The sequence below is a fragment of the Micromonospora sp. NPDC005220 genome, assembly GCF_040607895.1.
Taxonomy (GTDB): Bacteria; Actinomycetota; Actinomycetes; order Mycobacteriales; family Micromonosporaceae; genus Micromonospora.
Map to the genome: position 1 here is coordinate 1 of NZ_JBEXHP010000001.1, position 22,725 is coordinate 22,725.

A 22,725-nucleotide genomic window follows, 5' to 3' on the forward strand; every position below is an offset into this window, starting at 1 on the left:
CCGCCGGCGACCGGCGGCGCGGCGACCCGGGCGCTCGGCGCGCTGACCACCGCGGCCCGGACCCGGCCGTTCTGGCTGCTGGCCGGAGGGTTCGCGATCTGCGGGGCGACCACCAACGGCCTGGTCGGTACGCACTTCGTGCCGGCCGCGCACGACCACGGCATGGCCCAGACCACCGCGGCCAGCCTGCTCGCCCTGGTGGGGCTCTTCGACATCGTCGGCACCATCGCCTCCGGTTGGCTCACCGACCGGGTGGACAGCCGGCTGCTGCTCGGCATGTACTACGCGCTGCGGGGGTTGTCCCTGCTGGTGCTGCCGAGCCTGTTCGCCGGCACCGCCGAGCCGAGCATGCTGGTGTTCGTCGTCTTCTACGGCCTGGACTGGGTGGCCACCGTGCCGCCGACAGTGGCGCTGTGCCGGGAGTACTTCGGTGCCGCCGGAGCGGTCGTCTTCGGTTGGGTGTTCGCCGCGCACCAACTCGGCGCGGCGGTCGCCGCGACCGGCGCGGGACTGGTCCGGGACCGGCTGGGCGACTACGCGATGGCCTGGTACGTGGCGGGCGCGCTGTCGATCGGCGCCGCCGGGCTGTCGTTGCTGCTGCGCAGGCGGCCGGGCCGGCCGGTGCCGGAGGCCGTGCTGGTCGCCGCGACCGCACGCAGGGCGTGGAGCTTCCGGGGCTGAACCGGCGAGTCGTCGGCCGGTCAGCCCACTGTCCACTGCTGGGCCGGCCGGCCGTCGCACGGGCGCTGCCGGATGTCGTCGCCGGCCTCGGCAGCGTCGTCGTCGGCCTGGGCGCACTTGTTGCTGTGCGCGGCGACGAGCAGCACCGCGCCGGTGCCGGTCCCGCCGAGCCGCCACTGCTGGTTGGCCTCGCCGTGGCAGGGGAACTGCTGCAACCGCGCGCCGTCGTCCCGACTGCCACCCTCGACGTCGAGGCACTGCCCGTACGCGGCGTTGGTCACCGTCATGACGTCCGCGCCGGTCGGGCTGACCACCCACTGCTGCTCCGGGGCGCCGGTGCACACCGCCAACTCGGCCTCAGCCTTCTCGCCGTCGCCGTCGAGCCCCAGGCAGAGACCCGAGGCGGCGCGCAGCACCCGGGGCCCGGTGGGCGGTGCGGCCGGCGTGCTGGCCGACGGGGTCGGGGACGGCTCGGCCGGTGCGGTCGGGCTCGGCTCGGCGGCCGGGGCGCTGGGCGGGGCCGCGCCGGACGGCGTACCGACCGCCGCCGGCACGGCCGGCTCGTCGTCACCGTCGAGCAGACCGCTGGCGAAGACGACCCCCAGGAGTACGCCGACGACCCCGACCGCCAGCGCGACCCGCAGCAGTGGGTCGGCCAGCGGCCCGGGGCGGGTTGCCGGACGGCCACCGTAGATGGTGCCGGCGGGGTCGGGGCGTTCCTCGGGCGCGGACATAGGCGCCATCCTCACCCACCGCCGTCGGCCGTAGCCAGTCGGCGTCGTCAGTCGACGACCCGGACGTCCTTCCAGAACGCCACCCGGTCGCGGACCATCTCGGCGTCCGGCTTGGGCTCGGGGTAATACCAGACCGCGTCCTTGCTGGTGCTGCCCTCGTGTTCGAGGGAGTAGTAGGAGGCGGTGCCCTTCCACGGGCAGACGGTGTGCGTCGCGGACTCGCGAATCAGGTCGTCGCGGAGGGCGGAGCGGGGGAAGTAGTGGTTGCCCTCCACCAGCACGGTGTCGTCGCTCTCGGCGACGACCAGGTCGTTCCACACGGCTTTCGGCATGTGCTCAACACTATGCCGTCGCACCGACGACGACAGCGTTCAGCGGGTGGGTTGCGGGTCGGTGACGTCGGCCACTGTGGCGTCGAGGGCGGCGATCGCGACGTCGGCGGCGATCGCGATGGCGAGACCACGCTCGCCGGCACCCAGCGTGATCTCCCGGCCGCGCAGTCGCTCGTCGGCGACCACCGGCCAGGCCGTGCTCGCGCCGAACGGGGTGATGGTGCCCCGCTCGTAGCCGGTGGCGGCCAGGGCGCCCTCGGCGTCCGGCATGGAGAGCCGGTGCACCCCGAGCAGGGCGCGCAGCTTGGGCCAGGAGATCACCCGGTCGCCGGGGGTGAGTACGAACAGGTAGTCGGCTTCACCACGGCGTACCACGATCGTCTTGACCACGTCGGGGACGGCCACGCCCCGGGCGGCGGCGGCCTCCGCGAGACTGCCGACCGCACCATGGCTGACCAGCCGATACGGCAGTTGGGCGGCGTCCAGGGCGGTGATCGCTGGCGATGGCATGCCCGCCACGGTAGCCGTCGGGCCTGCCACCGGACGGGAAACTGCCGCTGTCGACATCCCACCGTTTCGGAACGGCGAGCGTAAGGTGATCACATGCGCGCTGAGCGTGTGGATCATCCGATTGACCATGATCAAGCGGTGGACACGCTGCGACGGTCGTACGCCGCGGTGCCCACGGGCGAGCCTGTCCGGCTGGCCAAACGTACCTCCAACCTGTTCCGCCCACGGTCCGCTCCTCGGACTCCGGGGCTCGACGTGAGTGGCCTGAACGGCGTGTTGTCGGTCGACCCGGCCGGCCGCACCGCCGACGTGCAGGGCATGTGCACCTACGAGGACCTGGTCGACGCGACGCTGCCGCACGGGCTGATGCCGTTGGTGGTGCCGCAGTTGCGCACCATCACGCTGGGCGGCGCGGTGACCGGCCTCGGGATCGAGTCGACCTCGTTCCGCAACGGCCTGCCGCACGAGTCGGTCCGGGAGCTGGACGTGCTCACCGGCTCCGGCGAGATCGTCACCGCCCGACCCGACGGCGAGCACGCCGACCTGTTCACCGCGTTCCCCAACTCGCTGGGCAGCCTCGGTTACGCCACCCGGCTGCGCATCGAGCTGCAACCGGTCGGCCGGTACGTGGCGCTGCGCAACGTCCGGTTCACCCAGCTGGAGGCGCTGACCGACGCGATCGCGGAGGTGAGCGAGACCCGGTCCTGGGCCGGTGAGCCGGTGGACGCGATGGACGGGGTGATGTTCAGCCCCGGCGAGGCGTACCTGGTGTTCGCCACGTTCACCGACACGGCCGACCCGCCCAGCGACTACACCGGTCAGGCGATCTACTACCGGTCGCTGCGCCAGCGCACTCGCGACGTGCTCACCGCGCACGACTATCTGTGGCGCTGGGACACCGACTGGTTCTGGTGCTCGGCGGCGTTCGGCGCGCAGCATCCGGTCATGCGCAGGCTCTGGCCGTCGCGGTACCGGCGCAGCGACTTCTACCACCGACTGGTCCGGCTGGAGCACCGCCATCAGGTGGCGGCCCGGATCGACCGGCTGCGCGGGCAACCGGCCCGGGAGCGGGTCGTGCAGGACGTGGAGATCCCGCTGGACCGTACGGCCGACTTCCTGCGCTGGTTCGCCGGCGCGGTGAGGATGAACCCGGTGTGGCTGTGCCCGTTGCGACTGCGCGAGCCGGCGGGTCCCGGTTCCGCACGGTCCTGGCCGCTGTATCCGCTCCGGCCGGGGCAGGACTACGTCAACATCGGGTTCTGGGGGAGCGTGCCGATCGCGCCCGGCGCCGCCGACGGCGACGTCAACCGCACGATCGAACGCAGGGTGTCGGAGTCGGGCGGGCACAAGTCGCTCTACTCGGACGCGTACTACGACCGGGACGCCTTCGATCGCCTGTACGGCGGCGACACGTGGCGGGCGGTGAAAGACCGCTACGACCCGGACCACCGGCTGACGGGACTGTACGAAAAGGCGGTAGCACGAGCATGAGCCTGACCGACAGAGATCAGGGGGCGGCGAGCGTCCCCGCCACCCCGCCGGCGGGGGGCCGGCACACGGCTCCGACCGTCGCGGAAGTCGTCCGCGCGGTCACCGCGGGGCCGTTGCCGGTGCGGATCACCGGGTACGACGGCAGCGCCGTCGGCCCGTCCGACGCCGGCATCACCCTGGCGATCCGTTCCGAGCGGGGGTTGTCGTACCTGCTCACCGCACCCGGCGACCTGGGCATGGCCCGGGCGTACGTCAGTGGTGACCTGGCGTTGCAGGGGGTGCACCCGGGCGACCCGTACGAGGCGTTGCGGGTGCTCAAGGACGAGCTGCGGTTACGCCCACCGGCGCTGGCCGAGGGGCTGGCGCTGGCCCGTGGGCTGGGCTGGGAGCGGCTGATGCCGCCGCCGGCGCCGCCGCAGGAGGCGCAGCCCCGTTGGAAGCGGGTGGTGAACGGGCTGCGGCACTCGCGGGTGCGGGACAGCACGGCCATCTCGCACCACTACGACGTGTCCAACGCCTTCTACGAGAAGGTGCTCGGCCCGTCGATGACGTACACCTGCGCGGTTTTCCGGTCTCCGGACGACACCCTGGAGCAGGCCCAGGCGGCGAAGTACGACCTGGTCGCCGGCAAGCTGGCGCTGAAGAAGGGGATGCGGCTGCTGGATGTGGGCTGCGGCTGGGGTGGCATGGTGCGCCACGCCGCCCGCGAGTACGGCGTCAAGGCGCTCGGGGTGACCCTGTCGAAGGCGCAGGCGCAGTGGGCGCAGGCCGCGATCGAGCGGGAGGGGTTGACCGAGTTGGCGGAGGTGCGGCACCTGGACTACCGGGACGCGCCGGCCGAGCAGTTCGACGCCATCTCCTCGATCGGGTTGACCGAGCACATCGGGGTGCGCAACTACCCGGCGTACTTCGGGGCGCTGCGCAGTCGGCTGCGGCAGGGTGGGCGGCTGCTCAACCACTGCATCACCCGCGCGGACAACCGGGCGCCGCACCGCTCCGGCGCGTTCATCGACCGGTACGTCTTCCCGGACGGTGAGCTGGCCGGGCCGGGCCGGTTGATCAGCGAGGCGCACGACGCCGGGTTCGAGGTGCACCACGAGGAGAACCTGCGCCAGCACTACGCGCTGACGTTGGCCGCCTGGTGCCGCAACCTGGTCGAGCACTGGGACTTCTGCGTCTCCGAGGTGGGCGCGGGCACCGCCCGGGTGTGGGGGCTCTACATGGCCGGGTCGCGGATGGCGTTCGAGCGCAACGGCATCCAGCTGCATCAGGTGTTGGCCACCCACAACGGCCCGAACGGTGTGAGCGGCTACCCGTTGCGTCCCGATTGGTTGCCCTGACCATCTGCTGAGCGTCGCCTGAAGCCGCGTCGGGAAAGTCGGCGCGGCTTCACGCGAAGCCATTGACAAAGAAGTTTTGTACGTACAAACTGATTTTGCCATGAGAGAGATTTTGTACCTGGAGCAGATTGAGCAGGCCGAGGTCCTGCTCAAGCCGCAGCGCGTCGAGGTGCTGCGGCAACTGGCCGAGCCGCGCACCTGCACCGAGGTCGCGGCCCGACTCGACCAGACGCCACAGCGCGTCTACTACCACGTCAAGCAGCTCGTCGCGGCCGGCCTCGTCGAGCTGGTCAACGAGCGCAAGGTCCGCGGCATCACCGAAGGCATCTATCAGGCCGCCGCCCGGTCCTACTGGCTCTCCCCACGGCTCGTCGGCCGGATCGGCCTGCGTCGGGCCCGTGACGAGCTGAGCCTGGGCTACCTGCTCGACCTGATGGAGGAGGTGCAGGCCGACATCGCCGGCCTGGACCGGACGGCACCCGAGCTGCCCTCGATCGGGGTCTCCGGCGAGATCCGGGTGCCGGCCGAGCAGCGCCCGCAGTTCCTGCACGACCTGCAAACCGCACTTCAGGACCTGTTCACCCGCTACGGCGGCAGTGAAGGAGATGCCTTCAAGCTGGCCGTCGCCTGCTATCCGAAAGGGAACGACAATGAGTGAGCCGATGAAGCTCCAGGCCCGTCTCTCCGCGCCGGTCGGGCGCGTCCGCAAAGCCCTGACCGACCCGGCCGAGCTGCGTCTCTGGCTGGCCGAGCACGCCGAGGTCGAGCTGCCCAAGCGGTACGAGTTCTGGGGCCGCTACACGCCGGAGGGCGACGCCCCGCATCAGCGGCTGCTGCACGCCGACGACGACACGCTGCGCTTCAGCTGGCTGCTCGACGGGGTGGAGACCACCACCGAGTTCCAGTTGACCGCCGAGAGCACCGACAGCACCGTGCTCACGCTGACCCAGAGCCACTTCGACTTCGCCGAGGCGATGAGCGGCTCCAGCATCCGCGGCGTGCTCCAGACGTACTGGTCGCTGGCGATCGCCAACCTCGCCGCCCACCTGGAGGGCCAGCCGCTGCTGCCCCGCACCGACTTCACCTCCGCCGACCTGCGCGGTGAGCTGGTCATCGCCGCCCCCGCCGACAAGGTGTGGAAGTCGCTGACCGACTCCGAGCAGGCCAGCGCCTGGTTCGGCTACCCGATCGGCATCGAGCCCTGGGTCGGCGGCCGGTACGCCATGGGCGGCTTCGAGGCCGGCTACGCGGCCAAGATCGTTGACCTGGAGCCCGGCCGACGGATGTCCGTCGACTGGGGACCGACCGGCGTGACGAACTGGGAGCTGGCCGAGTCCGATGGTCGGACCACGCTGACCTTCGTGCAGAGCGGCTTCGACGAGTCCAACCCCCCGTACGGGGCCTGGAGCGGGTCGGTGTCCGGGCTGTTCGAGCTGCGCCGCTTCCACGAAGTACCGAACTGGCAGCCGATCTGGCTGCCCGCCGAGGTCCCCGGCCTGGAGCCCTCGCCGGCCAGCTGACCCGCCTCAAGCCTCGCTTCAAGCCCCGCCTCAAGATCCGAGCAACATCAGGGAAACTGCTGCCTCAAGCCGTGCCGAGGCAGCAGTTTCCCTGTAAGTGAGCAGATCTTGAGCAGGGCGCCTGATCCGCTGGCGGGATGTGGTGACTTTTCGCGGCCGGGTGGGTACTGGCGGGCGATGTTCTTCATCTTTGGTCTGCGTACCCAGGTCGACCGGTCCGGTGTCGTGCAGCAGGTCTGCCGGCACTGCGGCAACCAGGCCGCGCAGGTGATCACCCGCCGCTCGACGAAATTCACCCTATTTTTCATCCCTCTCATTCCGATCCGCACCCGGTACGCGCAGCAGTGCACGTTCTGCGCGGCGGAGTACGAGATCTCCAAGTCCGACGCCGAGCGCCTCCCGGTCGGCTGATCCGACGATGGAACGCTTCCTCTGCTGGCTGATCGGCCGACCAACGCCCTCGGTCGACGTGGCAGTGCACTCCGTTGCCCGCCCGCCCTGCACCCCCGGCCGGCGCAGACGCCGCCGCGCACGCCGCCCGTTGGCCGGCACCGCACTGCCCCGTTCACCCTGGAACCGGTCGGCGGGCCGCTGACCAGAGGCCGGCGCCGCAGCGGGGTGCACGTTCGGCTCTGGCGGCGTATCTGAGCGCTGGTTAGGCTTTCGGGGTTTGCCGTGGACCGGCCCTGCCGAGGGTGCACGCACACGACGAAAGGGCCCGAGCGACCGTGTCCCGAAAGGACGGAAAGCAGGCTGCGGGGGCGCTCAACCCTGCCGGTGCGTTCGTCGCGGCTGCGGTCATCCTGCTGGAGGCGGGCTGGCTGGTCGCCGCGCTGCCTGGCGCCGCGCTGGTCAGCGACATCGGCGCGATGCTGGTCGCCGGCTGGGCGACGTTCGCGTGCACCGGGGTGGCCCGTCGGCATCCGGCGCCGCTGCGCCGGTTCTGGACGCTGCTCGCCGTCACCATGGCGCTCGCCGCGGTCGGCCGGGCGGTCTGGACGGTGCAGCGGCTCGTCGGCGGCGACCTGCCGCACACGCCGGTGGTCGGGGTGGTCTTCACCGCCGGCATCCTCACCGGCACGGCCGCGCTGCTCAGCTCGCCGTCCGCACCACGGACCGCGGTCGGGCGGGCCCGTACGTTGCTGGACGGGGTGATCGTCGCCCTGGCCCTGGTGCCGATCGCCTGGGTGCTGGTCTTCCGCGGGGTCGCCGCCGCCGAGCTGGCCGATCCGGCGCGGACGCTGGGGCTGCTCTTCCCGATGTTCGACCTGATGCAGCTCACCATCCTGGTCGCGGTCTCCGGCCCGGCCCGGCCGATGTGGCGGCCGATGAGCATCCTCGCGGCGAGCCTCACCCTGCGGGTCGTCGCCGACGTCGTCTACGTCTCGCTGGTCGCTCGCGCCGACTACGCCGCCGGTCACCCGATCGACCTGTGCTGGCCGTTGAGTTACCTGCTGATCGGCCTGGCCACCCGGAATCCACCGCCACCGGACTGTGACGGCACCGACGACACCGCCGAGTCGCCGCTGCCGCCCTGGTGGCGGGTGGCGCTGCCGTACCTGCCGGTGGGTGGGGCGATCATCGCCGTGGTGCTGGCCCGCCGGCCCACCGGGCAGACCCCGCAACTGGTGTTCGTGACCATGATGGTGTTGCTGGCGGCCCTCGCCGTCCGCCAGGGGTTGGCCGCCAACGAGAACCTCCGGTTGGTGGCGCGGCTGCGCCGGCTCGCGTACGGCGACCAGCTCACCGGGCTGCCCAACCGGCTGTTGTTCAACCGGCGGCTGCGGCTGGCCCTGCGCGACGGCGGACCGGTGGCCGTGCTGCTGCTCGACCTGGACGGCTTCAAGCAGGTCAACGACCGGTTCGGGCACGCCACCGGGGACACCCTGCTGACCGGGCTCGCGGCCCGGATGCACACCGCCGTGAACGGCGACGGCACGATCGCCCGGCTCGGCGGTGACGAGTTCGCGGTGCTTGTCGACGGTGACCGGCCGGTGTCCCCCGAACGGCTCGCCGAGCGGCTGCTGGACGCGTTGCGGCCCTCCGACGACGAGGAGGACGTCGGGGTGCATCCGTCGGCGAGCATCGGTATCGCCGAGTACGGCCCGCAGCACGCCTCGCACACCGACCTGCTGCGCGACGCCGACATCGCCATGTACGCGGCCAAGGCGGCCGGGAAGTCCGCGTACCGCACGTGCACGCCGGCGCTGCGCGAATCGGCCGTCTCCCGCGCCGAGTTGATCGCCGACCTGCGCCGCGCTGTCGACGAGGACCAGCTGCACCTGGAGTTCCAACCCATCGTCGACCTGGCCACCGGCGCGGTGCGCAGCGCCGAGGCGTTGGTGCGCTGGCGGCACCCTCGGTTGGGGATGTTGCCGCCGTCGAGGTTCCTGCCGCTGGCCGAGGAGACCGGGCTGATCCTGCCGATCGACCGCTGGGTGATCCACGAGGCGTGCCGGGCCGCCGCGACCTGGCGGGGCCGGGCGCCGGAGGCGACCGTCGCGGTGAACATCGCCGCCGCGCACCTGCGCCGGCCGGACCTGATCGCCACGGTCACCGCGGCCACCAGCGCCGTCGGGTTGGCGCCGCGGGCGTTGACCCTGGAGTTGACCGAGTCGGCGCTGATCGAGGGCACCGAGGCGGTGCTGGAGCGGCTGCACCAGCTCCGGGAGCTGGGCATCAGGATCGCCATCGACGACTTCGGCACCGGCTACTCGTCGCTGAGTTACCTGCACCGCATCCCGGCCACCGAGCTGAAGATCGACAGGTCGTTCGTGGCCCGGCTGGGCACCGACGACCGGGCGTACGCCACGGTGGAGATGGTCACCCGACTGGCCGGCGCGTTCGACCTGGCGGTGGTCGCCGAGGGGGTGGAGACCGAACGTCAGCACGAGGCGGTCACCGCGATCGGCTGCCCACGCGGCCAGGGCTATCTGTACGGGCGGCCGGACGGTCCGGCCATGGTGGGCCAGAATCGGGGTTGACTCTCACGTAGCGGCAGGCCGGAGCCTGGTTCCCGGAAGGGAGGGGGACCATGGCGTACACGGTGGGTCAGGTGGCGAAGGTCGCCGGCGTGACGGTGCGGACGCTGCACCACTACGACCAGATCGGGTTGCTCTCGCCCAGCGGGCGGACCTCGGCCGGTTACCGCCGCTACGACGACGCGGACCTGCAACGGCTGCAACTCGTCAGGTACTACCGGGAGCTGGGTTTCCCGCTTGAGGAGATCACCGCGATCATCGACGACCCGGCGGCCGATCCGGCCGCGCACCTGCGCCGACAGCACGAACTGCTGACGGTACGGCTCAAGCGGTTGCAGGAGATGATCACGGCGATCGAGTTCGCGATGGAGGCGACCAAGATGAACATCCAACTCACGCCGGAGGAGCGGTTCGAGGTCTTCGGTGACTTCAGCCCGGAGGAGCACGAGACCGAGGCGGAGCAGCGGTGGGGTGACACCGACGCGTACCGGGAGTCGAACCGCCGGGCCTCCCGCTACGGCAAGGATGACTGGCTGCGGATCAAGTCGGAGAACGAGGACTGGGGCCGGCGGATCGTCGAGCTGATGGGCTCGGGCGCGCCGGCGGACAGCCCGGAGGCGATGGAGTTGGCCGAGGAGCACCGGCAGCTCATCAGCCGCTGGTTCTACGAGTGCTCGTACGAGATGCAGACCGGGTTGGCCGACATGTACCTGGCCGACGAGCGGTTCACCACGTACTACGAGAACATCGCCCCGGGGCTGGCCGCCTATCTGCACGAGGCGATCCACGCCAACGCGATCAGCCGGGCGTGACGACGGGCGGTCCGGCTAGTCTGGCCGGACCGCACCGCCCGGGGGAGATGACAGTGCAGAAACCGAAGCTGATCGCCGCTGTCGCCGTGCTCGTGGTGGCGGTCGGCGCCGGGGCGTGGGCGCTGGTCGCCACCGGCGACGACGAACCTGAGGCGGGTCGCCCGGCGGCGTCGGCGAGTGCGGCCGATCCGGTCGGTGTGCTGAAGGCCGCCGCCGCGAAGGCCGACGAGCAGCCGTACAAGTTGACCGTCGGCACCGGCGGCGCGGACGGGGACGCCACGGTGCTGCTCTGGGACCCGAAGACGAAGCGCGGTCTGGAGACCACCTCGCTGAAGGTGCCCGCCGGCCTGGTGAAGATCGAGCGCTTGACCACCGGGCCGGACGTGTACGTGCGGGTCACCGCACCGGACCGCCGCGTCCCGGTCTGGGACGGCAAGACCTGGTGGCACGTCGGCGCCCCGGGTGCCCCGGCGGCCAAGCAGGGCCTGGACAACACCCGGCTGGCGAGCACGTTGGGCGCGCCGGCGGAGGTCCGGCAGACCGCCGAGCGGGAGTACGCGGGCACGCTGGACCTGCGCCAGAGCGGCGCGGTGCTGGGCAGCGGCGTCGACGGCGTGCTCGGTGACCGGGCCGGGGCGGTGCCGTTCACCGCGACCGTCGACGAGCAGGGGCGGCTGGTCCGCTACCGCATCGAGTTGGCCAGCGAGCAGTCGCAGACCGCTCAGCTCGACCTGACGTACTCGGATTTCGGGCTGTCGGTGTCGGCCGACCCGCCGGCCGCCGACCTGGTCGGCGAGGACCCGCCGTCGAACATCCCCGGCGCCTGACGTCGGCTCACTCCTCGACCGCCCCGTCGACCGGGGGGACCAGGAAGTCGTAGACGGTGCGGGCCATCCGGCGGACCGTCTCGTCGCCGGTGGCCATGGGCCCGGCGGTGAGGAACGCGACGGCGGTCTCGGTGCCGGGGATCAGGTAGTAGCCGACGTCGTGTGAGGCGTCCGGCAGGTCACCGGTCTTGTGGGCCACCGGCACGCCGGGCGGCAACGCTGCCGGGATCTTCGTGTTCAGGTAGGTGATCAGCACGTTCGCGGCCACGTTGTCGCTGAACTTGATCAGGTACTGGGCGAGCCGGTGCAGGCTCACCACCTGCGGGAACGTCTCGAACTGCAGTTGACCGGTGCCGCCGACCACGTCCTCCGGGGTGACCAGCACCCCGTCGTCGAGAGAGACCTGTCCACAGTCGACCCGGCGCAGCAGCTCGACCAGGATCCACAGCTTGATCACGCTGGCCGCCTTGGGGCGCAGCGATCCGTTGACGGCGATCTGCTGGTCGCCGTAGCGGCCGGACAGGTCACGGACGGTGGCCCCGGCCGGGTTGAGGCTCGCGTCGGCGACCACCCGAGCGAGCTGATTACTGAGCGGGAAGAGGCGGGCCCCGGCCACCGGGTCGGTGGGCGGCTGCGGGCTGGTGACCACCACGCCGGTAAGCGTCACCGGCGGGCGGTGCCGTTGGATCACCTCAAGCGTTCCCTCGGTCCGCCCGACCAGCGGCACCCGGTAGCGGTAGGCCGTTCCTCCGACCACCACCGCACCGCTGGCCACCCCGGCGGCAACCCGCATGTTCGGGTCGGCGACCCGACCGGTGTCGCCGTCGCAGGCGCGGTAGCGCACGGTGTGCCCGAGCGAGTCCACCGCGAACGCCCCGCCCGGGAACGACAGCCAGGACACCTCGCTGGTAGGTGGGCGCTCCGGCGTCGGGTCGATCCCGGGCTCTTGGCTCTCCGCGACGGGCTCGCGGTCCGGGCCGTCCGCGGTGGCCGGCACGGTCGTCGCGAGCACCGCGAGCGCGACCGCCGCCGTCAGCACTTTCAGGGGTACGCGGGCAGAGTTCCCCAGCAGGGAAGATGAGCGCCTCTTGTCGCTTTTTCTCACGTTTGCACGATATGAAGCTCCGGAGGCTGGTGAGACCGACGGGACCGGTGTCACTCGTCTGGGCGGCAATGTCCTGATGAGCGCGATGACCCAGAGGCATCACGATGACTCACGGGCATCATGCTCATCAGCGACCCCGACCCCTGGAGGCCCGAGCCGGCACCCGGAGCCCCGACCCCTGAAGGCCGAGCCGGCACCCGGTCACGCCTGTGTTTCGGGCCCGGTGGGCAGGCCGGGTGCCATCCGGCGGATCGAGGCGAAGGTGGGCGTGAGGGCGTCGTACAGCTCGGCGAAGAGTGGCAGCAGCCCCGCGTAGGTGGCGGCGGCGGCCGGGTCGGGGCGGATCGTCTCCTCGATCCGCACCAGGTCGGCGGCGAGGTCGATGCTCGGGATCAGCCCGAGCGCCTCCATGCCGAGCAGCGCCGCGCCGAAGCTCGACCCCTCGTGCGCGGCCGGGAAGCTCACCGGCAGGCCGAGCACGTCGGCGAGCATCTGCCGCCACAGGCCGCTGCGGGCGAAGCCGCCACCGGCCCGGACTTCGCGAACCTCGTTGCCGGCCGCGCGCACCGAGCTGAGCACCAGCGCGAGCTGCTGGCAGACACCTTCCAGCGCGGCCCGCACCAGATGCTCGCGGCGGTGTGCGTGGGTCAACCCCACGTACGCGCCGCGCGGCAGGGCGCTCCAGTGCGGTGCCCGTTCGCTGTGCAGGTACGGCAGCATGATGAGCCCACCCGAGCCGACCGGCGCGCGGGCCGCCAGGGCGACCAGGTCCTCCTCGGAGTGCTCGCCCAGATCCGGGGCGAGCGCCGCACCCGCCCACTTGAGCACGATCCCGCCGTTGTTGATCGCGCCACCGACCGCCCAGCGCTGCTCGGTCAGCGCGTAGCAGAACACCCCGCCGAGCGGGTCCACGCCGGGCCGCTCGATGATCACCCGCATCGCGCCGCTGGTCCCGATGGAGCAGGCCACCATGCCGGGGCGCACAGCGCCCAGGCCCAGGTTCGCCAGCGGTCCGTCACCCGCGCCGACCACCACCGGGGTGCGTTCCGGCAGGCCGGTCTCGGCCGCGGTCTGCGGGGTGAGGTTGGGCAGCACGGCGGTGGTGGAGACGAGCCGCGGGAGCTGTTCCGCGTTTATGCCGGCGATGCTCAGCGCTTCGGGGTCCCACTCCAGCCTGTGGATGTCGAGCAGGCCGGTGGCCGAGGCGATCGAGTGGTCGGTGACCAGCGCGCCGCAGAGCCGCAGCAGCACCCAATCCTTGATGCCCACCCAGTGCGTCACCCGCTCGAAGAGTTTCGGCTCCTGCTCGGCGTACCAGAGCAGCTTGGGTAGCGGCGACATCGGATGCATCGGCGTGCCGGTGCGCCGGTGCAGGGCCAGCCCCGACGGCACCGCCCGCAACCGTTCGGCCTGCCGGGTGGACCGCGAGTCGGCCCAGGTCACCGACGGGGTGAGCGCACTACCGTCCCGGTCCAACCCGATCAGACTGTGCATGGCGGAGCCGAACGACAGCCCGGCCACCGGCTGGGCCAACTCGGCCACCACCATGCTGATCGACGTGAGCACCGCTTCCAGGATGAGTTGCGGGTCCTGTTCGGCGTAGCCGGGTTGCGGGTTGTTCAGCGGGTAGCTGACCAGGTGGCGGCCGAGCTGCCGCCCGTCGGTGTCGTACGCGACGGCCTTCGTGCTGGTGGTGCCGATGTCGACCCCGATCACGACCCCGGGCAGCGTGACTGCCGGCACGACCGCCACCCCCTCAGAAACATGAACGTCGGCACTAGTATCCCCCTATCGTGCCGGTTGCTCCGCCGATCGGGTACTTCGCCCGTTTCGGCGTGTCCGGGCGCCGCGCCGTGCCTGTTAACCCCTGTGACACCCCAGATTGGTGGCCAGCGCGGCGAAGGAGTCGGCGTGGCGAAGACTGATTCGACGGGTTCCACTTGGCGATACCGGTGGGCGCACCGGCAGAACGTGCGGCGGGTCAGCACGTTCCGCGGCGCCGAGGCGGCGTGGCGGCGACGCGATGACGAATTACGGCGGCTGCGCGCACTGGCCGCCGACTTCCAGGGCTCAGTGGCCGCCGGCGCCGGTCTGCCGTTGGAACTGGCCGCCGACGAGGTGGTGCTCTGGGCGCTGCCCGCCGCGCAACTGGTCGAGGTGCGGCACACCACAGTGCTGCCCGCACCGGACCTCACTGTCGCCCCGCGAACCGGGCAGCTCCGCCCGCGCCGCCCGGACGACGTCCGCGTCACCGACGCTGGCATGGCCGTGATCACCAGCCGTCGGCTCGTGCTGCTCGGCGGGCGCGGCCGGCGCGACTGGGCGTACGGCCGGATGACCGGCCTGGCCCACGACCCGGCGGCGCCGGTCACCCTGATCCAGGTGCTGGACCGGCGGCATACCTCCGGGTTGTTGCTGCCCACCGACGCCGCGCCGGACTTCCGGTTCAAGCTCACGCTGGCCTTCGCCGACGCGATCGAACAGCGCGCCACGGTGGTCGCCCAGCTCGACGAGCTGATCGACGAGCACGCCCAGCTCAAGCCGTTCCGGCCGGCCGCGGCCACCCCCGGACAGGCCCGGCTGTCGTCGTTCGTGCCAGGTGGCCGCCGGAGCATCGCGGTGGCGGCGGCCATCGCGTTGCTGGTGCCGGCGGCGCTCATCGAGTCGGACCCGTCCGACCCGACCGGCGGCGCGGAGGTCGCCGTCGCCGCCACCCCGGCGCCCACCGCCAGCGTGGCGCCCGCGCGGATCGGCCCGGCGCTCGCCCTGAACCCCCCGCCCCCGAAGCCGACGAAGTCACCACGACCGTCGCCCCGCGCGACCCAGGGCCCGCGCTGCGGAGCCCCGGAGAACCCACTGGGGTACGACTTCTGTGGCGGCACGCGGATCCGCAAGCCGGCCGCCGAGGTGTGCGACTGGTTCGACTGCGTACCGCAGTTCTGGGCGGGACGCGGTTACCTGGTGCAGTGCCGGGACGGCTCGGTCAGCCTGGCCGGCGGCCGATCCAACGCCTGCGCCCAGCATCAGGGTGTCCGGCATACCATCACCAAATGACCGATTCAGGCCCTGACGTCCGCTTTGCTCGGCCAGAATGATCGAGTGGAGATCCGGTCTGATGATGGCGCTCGGGTGCGGATACGCCCCGTCGGCTACCAGCCCGGCATCGACCCGCCCGACGACCCCGCCGGGGCCACGCCCGGCTGGCACGACTGGCTGCTCATCGAGGTGGACGCCCGCACCGCCGACGGTCAGACCTGGTCGCACCACTACCCGAGCCTGATGGTCGAGGAGGCCCGCGCGCTCGGCGGCTGGCTGCACGGGCAGGCCACCGCCGCCCTCGGGCTGAGCGCGCCACCGGCGATGGTGCGGTTCACCGAACCCAACCTGGCCCTGCGCAGCCGGGTGCTGCGCCGCCGCCGGCTGGAGTTGATCGTGGAGTTCTCCGCCGAGTCGCTGCCACCATGGATGCGCCGCCCGTCCAGCGCGATCTACCCGCTGATCCTCACCATCTCCGCGGACGCCCTGGCCACCGCCGCCGAACACTGGGCCGAGCACTGCGAGGCGTACCCACCGCGTACCCAGTCGCGGTTTCCGACCCACGGCCCGCAGCCGTACCGACGGCGCGCCGGCTGACCGGTCCAGCCGGTGCGGTCCTTGTGGAGCCCGCGCCGGCCCTGCTCTGATGTGCGGTCATGGGGGTCGAGCAGGTACACCGCACGGTGGAGGCGGTGTGGCGCATCGAGTCCGGGCGGGTCGTCGCCGCCCTGGCCGGACTGGTACGTGATGTGGGCTGGGCCGAGGAGTTGGCCCAGGACGCCCTGGTCGCCGCGCTGGAACAATGGCCGCGCGACGGCGTACCGGCCAATCCCGGCGCGTGGCTGACCACGGTCGGGAAGCGACGTGCGATCGACGCGCTGCGCCGGCGCAAGCTGCTGGAGCGTACGGTCGAGGAACTCGGGCAGGATCTCGACGACGACCGGTTCACCCCGGACTTCGACGCGGCCTTCGAGGAGAGGATCGACGACGACCTGCTGCGGCTGGTCTTCACCGCCTGCCACCCGGTGCTCTCACCGCAGGCGCGTGCGGCGCTGACCCTGCGGGTGCTGGGCGGGCTGAGGACCGAGGAGATCGCACGGGCGTTCCTGGTGGCGGAGACCACCGTCGCGCAGCGGATCACCAGGGCCAAGAAGGCCCTCGCCGAGGCGAAGGTGCCGTTCGAGGTGCCGGGCGTGGCCGAGCGCGGCGAACGGCTCGCCTCCGTGTTGGAGGTCATCTACCTGATCTTCAACGAGGGTTACTCCGCGACCGCCGGCGACGACTGGATGCGGCCGGCGCTCTGCGCGGACGCGCTGCGGCTGGCCCGGCTCGTGCAGGAGTTGATGCCCGAGGAACCTGAGGTGCACGGCCTGGCCGCGCTGCTGGAGATCCAGGCGTCGCGTACCGCCGCCCGCGTCGATGCCAACGGCGAGCCGGTCCTGCTGCTCAAGCAGGACCGGGGGCGCTGGGACCGGCTGCTGATCCGTCGCGGCCTCGCCGCCCTGGAGCGGGCCCGGGCGGCTGACGGCCCACCCGGCCCGTACACCCTCCAGGCGGAGATCGCGGCCTGCCACGCCCGCGCGGCCAAGCCGCAGGAGACCGACTGGGTGCGCATCGCCGCCGGCTACGCGGAGCTGGCCCGGGTCGTACCGTCGCCGGTCGTGGAGCTGAACCGGGCCGTCGCGGTCTCCTTCGCCGAGGGCCCGGCCGCCGGACTGGAACTGGCCCAGGCGCTGGCCGAGGAACCCGCGCTGGCCAGCTACCACCTGCTGCCCAGCGTGCTCGGTGACCTGCTGGCCAAGCTGGGACGCCACGACGAGGCGCGCGCCGAGTTCGAACGGGCCGCCGACCTGACCGGCAACGAACGCGAGCGCGCGCTGCTCCGAGCCCGTGCCGCCGACTGCGCCCGCGGCGTCGCGCCAACCGGCTGAAAATTCTCCGAACGTCATGTCGTATCCCGCGCCGGTCGCTCGACGCGTCAGTGGAAGCCGGCTCGAACCGGCACGCGGGGACCGGCGAACGGCCGGCAGAGACAAGGAGATCGACATGACGACGACGAACGCGATGAGCGCAGGGTCCCCAGTGGCGGGCGTCGACTCCCGGCGTACGACGACCAGGGCCCTGCTGGCCGGCGGAGTCGTAGCCGGCCCGCTGTTCGTGGTGGTGGCGGCGGCCCAGGTGCTCACCCGGGACGGGTACGACCTGAGCCGGCAGCCACTCAGCCTGCTGGCCCTGGGCGAGTTGGGCTGGATCCAGATCGCCAACTTCGTGCTGACCGGGCTGCTCGCCCTGGCCGGCGCGGTCGGGTTGCGCCGGGCGTTGCGCGGCGCGCCGGGGGGAACGTGGGGGCCGGCGCTGATCGCCGTGCACGGCCTCGGCCTGATCATCGGCGGGGTACTGGTCTCCGACCCCAGCATGGGCTGGCCGGCCGGTGCGCCGGAGGGTACGCCCGACACGTTGAGCTGGCACGCCATCGGTCACGGCGTCGGCGCGGGGCTGGCGTTCGGCTCGGTACCCATCGCCTGCCTGGTCTTCGCCCGTGCCTGGTGGCGGGCCGGGCAGCGCGGCTGGGCGGCGTTCTCCGTCGGCAGCGCGCTGGCCGTGGTGGCGATCCTGGCCTGGCCCGACCAGGGCACCCTCAGCGTGCGGATGGCGCTCGCCTGCGTCGTCGTCTTCAGCTGGCTGACCGCGCTCTGCGGTCGGCAGCTCGCCAATTGACCACTGTCATCGACAACGGAAGGACCGACCGATGCGCTACATGATGATGCACAAGCTCGACGAGACCCTGCCGGAGGCATTCAACCCGAGCCCGGAGTTCGTCGCCCGGATGGAGGCCTTCATGAAGGAGGTCGCGCAGTCCGGCATCCTGGTCGCCGCCGAAGGGCTCTGCCCGACCGCTACCGACGCCACCCGGATCACTGTGAGCGGCGGCAAGACCACCGTCACCGACGGGCCGTTCACCGAGACCAAGGAGCTGATCGCCGGGTTCGCGCTGGTGGACGTGCGCTCCCACGAGGAGGCCCTGGAGTGGGGTCGACGCTTCGTCGACGTCTTCGCCGGAACGATCGGTGAGGTGGAGGTGGACATCCGCCGGGTCTACGAGGCACCGGAGCCCGGCCAACCGGCCTAGCTGGCTCGGTGCCGGTACCCGGGCCAACTTTCCCGATCGAGGCGGCGGAGCCGATCCCACCACGGCCGGCTCCGCCGCCTGGCCCTGGTCGTCTCCTGCTGCACACGCTTCCCGCCCACGAGAGAAGGCATCATGACCAGCCCCATTGATGACAACACCGTCAGCGTGCGCTACCTCGTCGACGACGTTGCCGCCGCGACCGACTTCTACACCACCCACCTCGGGTTCACCTCATCCAGCTCGTTCCTGCCGGCGTTCGCCGACGTCCGGCGCGGGAACCTGCGGCTGCTGCTGTCCGGCCCGAGCAGCTCCGCAGGCCGGTCCATGCCCGACGGACGCCGTCCACACCCCGGCGGCTGGAACCGCATCCACCTGATCGTCGCCGACATCGACGCGGAGGTTGCCCGGCTGCGCGCAGCCCGGGTCGCCTTCCGCAGCGACATCGTCACAGGGCCGGGCGGCCGACAGATCGTCCTGGACGATCCGGCTGGTAATCCTGTCGAACTCTTCGCGCCCGCCGCTGCCTGAAATTCTCTTCTATCGGGCGCAAAGGGATGCATCGATCCCAGCCGCGTTGCCTGTCACGTACGTGAGCGGTTGTACCGCGTGTGACCGTGACCTCTGTGGCCTGTGCCCCCTGGCGGATCGCCTGGGCTGAGCGCGAGAACGAGCGCCGGCAGCGCGCGTACCGCGACGCCACCGACGAATGGCGGCGCCGCGACGACCACCTGGCCCGGCTCCGCATCGAAGCCGCCAGCTTCCTCGGGTGTACGCAGCCCCGCAGCGGCCTACCGGTGGACCTCGACGACGACGAGCTCGTCTTCCGCGTCCTCCCCGTCGCCACGCTCGTCGAGGCCGAGGCTCGGCACGTCCCCGGCCTGCCCACACCGGGCCTGTGTTCCTTCGCTGAGCCCTCTTCCGACGCCCTGCCGCCGGGCCTGCGGGTCGTCGACATCGGCATGGCCGTGGTGACCAGTCGACGGGTGGCTTTCGGTGGTCGGGAGTACCGGCGCGAGTGGCGGTACGCCGACCTGGTCGGCACCGCGCACCACACCGACGTGCCGGTCACCCTGCTGCCCGACCACGGTCGACTGGCCGGGCTGCTGGTCCCGGCCAGCGCCGCGGTGAACTTCCGCTTCTATCTCACCCTGGCGGCTGCCGACGATCGCGCTACCGTCGCCGCGCAGGTCGACGCGCTGCTGGCCGCGCACCGAGCCGCCCGCCCCGCCCCCGTCGTATGGGCGGAACCCGACGACGCGCCGCTGGTGGCGGTACGCCCCGACCGGCGGGCGCTCGGCGCTGCCGCCGTCGCGGCCGTGGTGTTCGTGACGCTCGGCCCGGGTGCTCTGGGGCCTGGCGCGTGGGGTCCTCGTGGGCCGGTGCGCTCGGCGGAGGTCATCGCCTTGGACGCACCTCGGGCTGGGGCGGTCATCGTTCCGATCGGTGCCGTCGGGCCGGTGGCGCCCAGGTCGCGGATCGGCTCTGCCCACCGTGCCGTATGGAGACCGCCCGATATTCAGGCTGACCGGCCGTCTGCTGTCTCCACAGTGGTGGCACCTGCTGTCGCGGTGGCCCTGCCTCCGGCCGCTGCGCCGTCCGTCGCTCCGATCCCGCCGGCCAGTTCGGTGCCGACGCCTGGTCCGGTCCCCAGCACGGACCCGCCCGCGTCAGCCCTGCCGACGCCGCCCGTCGCGTCGCCGACGCCGACCGCGACTCCGAGCGTGACGCCGTCACCGGATCCGGGGCCGCTGGCGATCTGCCTGGATCCTCTTCAGCTGCCGCTGCTGGACCCGCTGGTCTGCCCGTCCCCGACGCCCTGATCGGCGTTTCTGCCCGTGCGGCTCAGTTCATGGCGCTTCAGTTCGTGGCGCTGAAGTCGGGGACGGTGAGGGTGCCGTCCTCCGCCAGGGTGAAGCCCGGGTTCCAGGCGATCTCCCAGAGGTGACCGTCCGGGTCGGCGAAGTAGCCGGCGTAGCCGCCGTAGAAGGTCTCCTCGGCCGGCTTGGTCACCGTCGCGCCGGCCTTGGCCGCAGTGGTTATCACCTCGTCGACCTCGGCACGCGATCGGACGTTCTGGGCGAGGGTCATCGCGCCTGTGCCCACCTCTTCGACGCCCGCGTCGGCGGCCAGCTTGTCGCGGCCCCAGAGGACGAGGGCCAGGCCGCCGGCCTGGAAGAAGACCGTCTCCTCGACCTCCTGGCCGCGCCAGCCGAGCTGCTCATAGAACGCCTTCGCGCGGGCCACGTCCGCGACGCCCAGAGTGATCAGGCTGATCCGCTGCTCCATGGCCTTCAACCTAACGCGCGATCACTCGGGGGTGCAGCACGCGGCCTCGACGTTGTTGCCGCTCTAGACGATCTATGCCAAGGGACCTGACCGCCGACGCCCGTCGGTCGGGGACGTGTCGCGGCGAGATGACCTCCGACTGCGACAGGGACCAGACGCTCCCGTACGGCACAACCTCAGGCCGCTCCACCCGCCATCACTGGCAATCTTGGACAGTTTCCGTTAGCTAACGGAAACTGTCCAAGATCTACCCCTGTCAACCGCCTCCCGCGCCTCGGACGGCGTCGCCGGCACGGTCTCCGACCATCAGACGCACCGACACCTCCGCTCACCGAACCCTTGAAAGAGATCGTCTAGGCGCCGCAAGAGCATCGCCGGAGTCATCGCCGACACGCGTTCGATGAAGTTCGGTGGGAACGACCCAACCCATAGCATCGATGCTATGGGTTGGGGTAGCGTGGAGCTGGAACCAGAGGTCCGAGACTGGCTGGAGGAACTGCCGACTGCCGACTTCGCTCGAGCGGCCTTCTACATCGATCTATTGGCTGGCCGAGGCGTGTTGCTCGGAGAGCCGCACAGCAGACAGCTCGACGGCAAGTTGCGTGAGCTGCGGTTTTATCTGGAGCGTGACGCGGTCCGCGTGACGTACTGGATAGCCTCCGACCGGAGAATCATCCTGCTCACGGTGTTCCGCAAGACGCGAATGCGGGAGGACCGGGAAGTCGAGCGGGCTCGCCGCGCGTTCGAGCGGTGCGTGGCGGAGCGGCACATCGTGAACGAGGGGGCAGAGCGATGAGTGATCGCCTGGACTGGAACGACATGCGTGAGCGCCGGATGACGGAGCCGGGAGCGACTGAGACGTACGAGGCCACCCGGATCGCCTTCGAGCTTGGGCAGGAGGTGCGCCACCTGCGCGAAGGGCACGGCTGGAGTCAGAGCCAGTTGGCCCGCGCCGCCGGCATGACTCAGTCCGCAGTTGCCCGCTTTGAGGCAGGCGGGACCGTGCCGACCCTGCCGGTCCTGGAGCGGCTAGCCAGAGCCTTGGACAGGCGACTGGACGTCAGGTTCACGCCGAACGCGGACGCAGCCTGACTGCCTCCGGCGCCTACCGCGATGAGCGGCAGACGTCTTCGTGTAACGGCAGCCGGCGGTCGTTGATCTAGGATTCCAGGTCATGCGGGAGTTCTTCACGGTTGGTGGTCGGAGGCTTTCGTATCTGGACTTTGGCGGTCCGGGTAACCCGCTCCTGGCTTTGCACGGGCACTACAACGAAGCGTCGGCTTTCGCGCCGCTGGCTGAGGCGTTGGCACCGCAATGGCGGGTGATCGCGCTCGACCAGCGTGGGCACGGAGCGTCCGACCGTGCCGAGACCTACGAACGGGACGACTACGTTGCCGACGTCGCCGCGTTCCACCAGCATCTGAAGATTGGCCCCGCCGTGGTGCTGGGCCACTCACTCGGCGGGGTGAACGCCTACCAGTACGCCAGCCGGCACGCGGATCAGGTCAGCGCGCTGATCGTCGAGGACATCGGCGCGGTGGTGGACTGCGACTGGTCGTTCAGCACCAGCCTCCCTCGCCGCGCGCCATCCCGCGACGCGCTGGCCTCGGCCCTGGGTGCGGCGGCGCCCTATCTGGAGTGCTCCTTCCGGGAGTCGGAAGACGGCTGGGGCTTCTCGTTCGACATCGATGACACGGTGGCGTCCCAGAAAGCGCTCAACGGCGACCACTGGACGGACTGGGTAGCGGTGTCCTGCCCCACCCTTCTGACCCGCGGTACGCGCAGCGACGAGCTGGCGGCCGATCACGCTCGCGAGATGATCGCCCGCCGTCCCGGCCAGGCTCGGCTCGTCGAGCTGCCAGCTGGTCACGTTGTGCATCACGATGCTGAAGCGCAGTTCGCCGCTGCGGTCGGTGCCTTCCTGTCCGAGCTCGATTGAG

General features: G+C 71.4%; 25 protein-coding genes. 19 read left to right on the plus strand and 6 right to left on the minus strand.

Annotated elements, in window-relative coordinates:
• A partial coding sequence (locus tag ABZU52_RS00005) for an MFS transporter (RefSeq protein WP_354968871.1) occupies positions 1 to 681 on the plus strand: 681 nt, incomplete at its 5' end.
• A 20-nt stretch (positions 682 to 701) separates the two neighbouring features.
• Here ABZU52_RS00005 and ABZU52_RS00010 read toward each other — a convergent pair.
• The 3 genes from ABZU52_RS00010 to ABZU52_RS00020 are packed head-to-tail and all read right to left on the minus strand — an operon-like array spanning position 702 to position 2,257.
• Positions 702 to 1,415 (minus strand): RICIN domain-containing protein, encoded by a 714-nt coding sequence (locus ABZU52_RS00010; RefSeq protein ID WP_354968872.1) that lies wholly within the window; start codon positions 1,413 to 1,415, stop codon positions 702 to 704.
• 47 nt (positions 1,416 to 1,462) lie between these two features.
• On the minus strand, positions 1,463 to 1,747 hold the full coding sequence (locus tag ABZU52_RS00015) for a DUF427 domain-containing protein (protein WP_112582349.1): 285 nt from the start codon (positions 1,745 to 1,747) through the stop codon (positions 1,463 to 1,465).
• 39 nt (positions 1,748 to 1,786) lie between these two features.
• Positions 1,787 to 2,257: a YbaK/EbsC family protein gene (locus ABZU52_RS00020; RefSeq protein WP_354968873.1), complete on the minus strand. Its 471-nt coding sequence runs from the start codon at positions 2,255 to 2,257 to the stop codon at positions 1,787 to 1,789.
• Between the two features lie 93 nt (positions 2,258 to 2,350).
• Between ABZU52_RS00020 and ABZU52_RS00025 the strand changes: the two genes are divergently transcribed.
• From ABZU52_RS00025 to ABZU52_RS00060, 8 genes are all read left to right on the plus strand, one after another.
• Positions 2,351 to 3,748 (plus strand): FAD-binding oxidoreductase, encoded by a 1,398-nt coding sequence (locus tag ABZU52_RS00025; protein ID WP_354968874.1) that lies wholly within the window; start codon positions 2,351 to 2,353, stop codon positions 3,746 to 3,748.
• Positions 3,745 to 5,088: a class I SAM-dependent methyltransferase gene (locus ABZU52_RS00030; RefSeq protein ID WP_354968875.1), complete on the plus strand. Its 1,344-nt coding sequence runs from the start codon at positions 3,745 to 3,747 to the stop codon at positions 5,086 to 5,088. Before ABZU52_RS00025 ends, ABZU52_RS00030 begins: the two co-directional genes overlap by 4 nt.
• Before the next feature lie 100 nt (positions 5,089 to 5,188).
• A complete protein-coding gene (locus ABZU52_RS00035) occupies positions 5,189 to 5,746 on the plus strand; it encodes a helix-turn-helix domain-containing protein (RefSeq protein ID WP_354968876.1) in 558 nt (185 codons plus the stop codon).
• Positions 5,739 to 6,608 (plus strand): SRPBCC family protein, encoded by an 870-nt coding sequence (locus tag ABZU52_RS00040; RefSeq protein WP_354968877.1) that lies wholly within the window; start codon positions 5,739 to 5,741, stop codon positions 6,606 to 6,608. Before ABZU52_RS00035 ends, ABZU52_RS00040 begins: the two co-directional genes overlap by 8 nt.
• Positions 6,609 to 6,785: 177 nt before the next feature.
• Positions 6,786 to 7,019, plus strand: a complete 234-nt coding sequence (locus ABZU52_RS00045) for a zinc-ribbon domain-containing protein (protein WP_354968878.1) — start codon at positions 6,786 to 6,788, stop codon at positions 7,017 to 7,019.
• A 317-nt stretch (positions 7,020 to 7,336) separates the two neighbouring features.
• Entirely contained in the window at positions 7,337 to 9,592 is a 2,256-nt protein-coding gene (locus tag ABZU52_RS00050; protein WP_354968879.1) for an EAL domain-containing protein, read from the plus strand.
• A 50-nt stretch (positions 9,593 to 9,642) separates the two neighbouring features.
• Positions 9,643 to 10,401 (plus strand): MerR family transcriptional regulator, encoded by a 759-nt coding sequence (locus ABZU52_RS00055; protein WP_354968880.1) that lies wholly within the window; start codon positions 9,643 to 9,645, stop codon positions 10,399 to 10,401.
• Positions 10,402 to 10,454: 53 nt separating this feature from the next.
• Positions 10,455 to 11,228 (plus strand): hypothetical protein, encoded by a 774-nt coding sequence (locus tag ABZU52_RS00060; protein WP_354968881.1) that lies wholly within the window; start codon positions 10,455 to 10,457, stop codon positions 11,226 to 11,228.
• A gap of 7 nt (positions 11,229 to 11,235) precedes the next feature.
• On the opposite strand, the gene ABZU52_RS00065 is transcribed toward ABZU52_RS00060, so the two are convergent.
• Both ABZU52_RS00065 and ABZU52_RS00070 read right to left on the minus strand, forming a co-directional pair.
• Positions 11,236 to 12,333, minus strand: coding sequence for a serine hydrolase (locus tag ABZU52_RS00065; RefSeq protein ID WP_354968882.1), 1,098 nt, complete (start codon positions 12,331 to 12,333; stop codon positions 11,236 to 11,238).
• A gap of 201 nt (positions 12,334 to 12,534) precedes the next feature.
• Positions 12,535 to 14,076, minus strand: a complete 1,542-nt coding sequence (locus tag ABZU52_RS00070) for a gluconokinase (protein WP_354968883.1) — start codon at positions 14,074 to 14,076, stop codon at positions 12,535 to 12,537.
• Between the two features lie 168 nt (positions 14,077 to 14,244).
• Between ABZU52_RS00070 and ABZU52_RS00075 the strand changes: the two genes are divergently transcribed.
• The 7 genes from ABZU52_RS00075 (at position 14,245) to ABZU52_RS00105 (ending at position 20,319) form a co-directional block, all read left to right on the plus strand.
• Positions 14,245 to 15,387 (plus strand): hypothetical protein, encoded by a 1,143-nt coding sequence (locus ABZU52_RS00075; RefSeq protein WP_354968884.1) that lies wholly within the window; start codon positions 14,245 to 14,247, stop codon positions 15,385 to 15,387.
• A gap of 75 nt (positions 15,388 to 15,462) precedes the next feature.
• Entirely contained in the window at positions 15,463 to 15,966 is a 504-nt protein-coding gene (locus tag ABZU52_RS00080) for a hypothetical protein (RefSeq protein WP_354968885.1), read from the plus strand.
• 59 nt (positions 15,967 to 16,025) lie between these two features.
• Positions 16,026 to 17,300 carry an RNA polymerase sigma factor gene (locus ABZU52_RS00085; protein ID WP_354968886.1) on the plus strand — a complete coding sequence of 425 codons (1,275 nt, stop codon included), beginning with the start codon at positions 16,026 to 16,028 and terminating at the stop codon, positions 17,298 to 17,300.
• Positions 17,301 to 17,415: 115 nt separating this feature from the next.
• Positions 17,416 to 18,087 carry a DUF998 domain-containing protein gene (locus ABZU52_RS00090; RefSeq protein WP_354968887.1) on the plus strand — a complete coding sequence of 224 codons (672 nt, stop codon included), beginning with the start codon at positions 17,416 to 17,418 and terminating at the stop codon, positions 18,085 to 18,087.
• 31 nt (positions 18,088 to 18,118) lie between these two features.
• The gene (locus ABZU52_RS00095; protein ID WP_354968888.1) at positions 18,119 to 18,499 is read left to right on the plus strand and encodes a YciI family protein; all 381 of its coding nucleotides are present in this window, start codon (positions 18,119 to 18,121) and stop codon (positions 18,497 to 18,499) included.
• Positions 18,500 to 18,631: 132 nt separating this feature from the next.
• A complete protein-coding gene (locus ABZU52_RS00100) occupies positions 18,632 to 19,027 on the plus strand; it encodes a VOC family protein (RefSeq protein WP_354968889.1) in 396 nt (131 codons plus the stop codon).
• Between the two features lie 95 nt (positions 19,028 to 19,122).
• Positions 19,123 to 20,319, plus strand: coding sequence for a hypothetical protein (locus ABZU52_RS00105; RefSeq protein WP_354968890.1), 1,197 nt, complete (start codon positions 19,123 to 19,125; stop codon positions 20,317 to 20,319).
• 37 nt (positions 20,320 to 20,356) lie between these two features.
• On the opposite strand, the gene ABZU52_RS00110 is transcribed toward ABZU52_RS00105, so the two are convergent.
• The gene (locus ABZU52_RS00110) at positions 20,357 to 20,785 is read right to left on the minus strand and encodes a VOC family protein (RefSeq protein ID WP_354968891.1); all 429 of its coding nucleotides are present in this window, start codon (positions 20,783 to 20,785) and stop codon (positions 20,357 to 20,359) included.
• Between the two features lie 457 nt (positions 20,786 to 21,242).
• Between ABZU52_RS00110 and ABZU52_RS00115 the strand changes: the two genes are divergently transcribed.
• The 3 genes from ABZU52_RS00115 (at position 21,243) to ABZU52_RS00125 (ending at position 22,724) form a co-directional block, all read left to right on the plus strand.
• On the plus strand, positions 21,243 to 21,581 hold the full coding sequence (locus tag ABZU52_RS00115; RefSeq protein ID WP_205780040.1) for a type II toxin-antitoxin system RelE/ParE family toxin: 339 nt from the start codon (positions 21,243 to 21,245) through the stop codon (positions 21,579 to 21,581).
• Entirely contained in the window at positions 21,578 to 21,877 is a 300-nt protein-coding gene (locus tag ABZU52_RS00120) for a helix-turn-helix transcriptional regulator (RefSeq protein ID WP_354968892.1), read from the plus strand. The genes ABZU52_RS00115 and ABZU52_RS00120 overlap by 4 nt, the downstream gene beginning before the upstream one ends.
• An 82-nt stretch (positions 21,878 to 21,959) precedes the next feature.
• Positions 21,960 to 22,724 carry an alpha/beta hydrolase gene (locus ABZU52_RS00125; RefSeq protein WP_354968893.1) on the plus strand — a complete coding sequence of 255 codons (765 nt, stop codon included), beginning with the start codon at positions 21,960 to 21,962 and terminating at the stop codon, positions 22,722 to 22,724.
• Position 22,725: the final 1 nt, after the last annotated feature.

What these genes read in the sequence shown, in the direction of transcription:
- ABZU52_RS00020 (WP_354968873.1), bottom strand. Translation starts at nt 2,257, where the DNA reads ATGCCATCGCCAGCGATCACCGCCCTGGACGCCGCCCAACTGCCGTAT.
- ABZU52_RS00120 (WP_354968892.1), top strand. Translation starts at nt 21,578, where the DNA reads ATGAGTGATCGCCTGGACTGGAACGACATGCGTGAGCGCCGGATGACG.
- ABZU52_RS00010 (WP_354968872.1), bottom strand. Translation starts at nt 1,415, where the DNA reads ATGTCCGCGCCCGAGGAACGCCCCGACCCCGCCGGCACCATCTACGGT.
- ABZU52_RS00025 (WP_354968874.1), top strand. Translation starts at nt 2,351, where the DNA reads ATGCGCGCTGAGCGTGTGGATCATCCGATTGACCATGATCAAGCGGTG.
- ABZU52_RS00125 (WP_354968893.1), top strand. Translation starts at nt 21,960, where the DNA reads ATGCGGGAGTTCTTCACGGTTGGTGGTCGGAGGCTTTCGTATCTGGAC.
- ABZU52_RS00090 (WP_354968887.1), top strand. Translation starts at nt 17,416, where the DNA reads ATGACGACGACGAACGCGATGAGCGCAGGGTCCCCAGTGGCGGGCGTC.
- ABZU52_RS00035 (WP_354968876.1), top strand. Translation starts at nt 5,189, where the DNA reads ATGAGAGAGATTTTGTACCTGGAGCAGATTGAGCAGGCCGAGGTCCTG.
- ABZU52_RS00095 (WP_354968888.1), top strand. Translation starts at nt 18,119, where the DNA reads ATGCGCTACATGATGATGCACAAGCTCGACGAGACCCTGCCGGAGGCA.
- ABZU52_RS00110 (WP_354968891.1), bottom strand. Translation starts at nt 20,785, where the DNA reads ATGGAGCAGCGGATCAGCCTGATCACTCTGGGCGTCGCGGACGTGGCC.
- ABZU52_RS00045 (WP_354968878.1), top strand. Translation starts at nt 6,786, where the DNA reads ATGTTCTTCATCTTTGGTCTGCGTACCCAGGTCGACCGGTCCGGTGTC.
- ABZU52_RS00040 (WP_354968877.1), top strand. Translation starts at nt 5,739, where the DNA reads ATGAGTGAGCCGATGAAGCTCCAGGCCCGTCTCTCCGCGCCGGTCGGG.
- ABZU52_RS00055 (WP_354968880.1), top strand. Translation starts at nt 9,643, where the DNA reads ATGGCGTACACGGTGGGTCAGGTGGCGAAGGTCGCCGGCGTGACGGTG.
- ABZU52_RS00030 (WP_354968875.1), top strand. Translation starts at nt 3,745, where the DNA reads ATGAGCCTGACCGACAGAGATCAGGGGGCGGCGAGCGTCCCCGCCACC.
- ABZU52_RS00085 (WP_354968886.1), top strand. Translation starts at nt 16,026, where the DNA reads ATGGGGGTCGAGCAGGTACACCGCACGGTGGAGGCGGTGTGGCGCATC.
- ABZU52_RS00015 (WP_112582349.1), bottom strand. Translation starts at nt 1,747, where the DNA reads ATGCCGAAAGCCGTGTGGAACGACCTGGTCGTCGCCGAGAGCGACGAC.
- ABZU52_RS00100 (WP_354968889.1), top strand. Translation starts at nt 18,632, where the DNA reads ATGACCAGCCCCATTGATGACAACACCGTCAGCGTGCGCTACCTCGTC.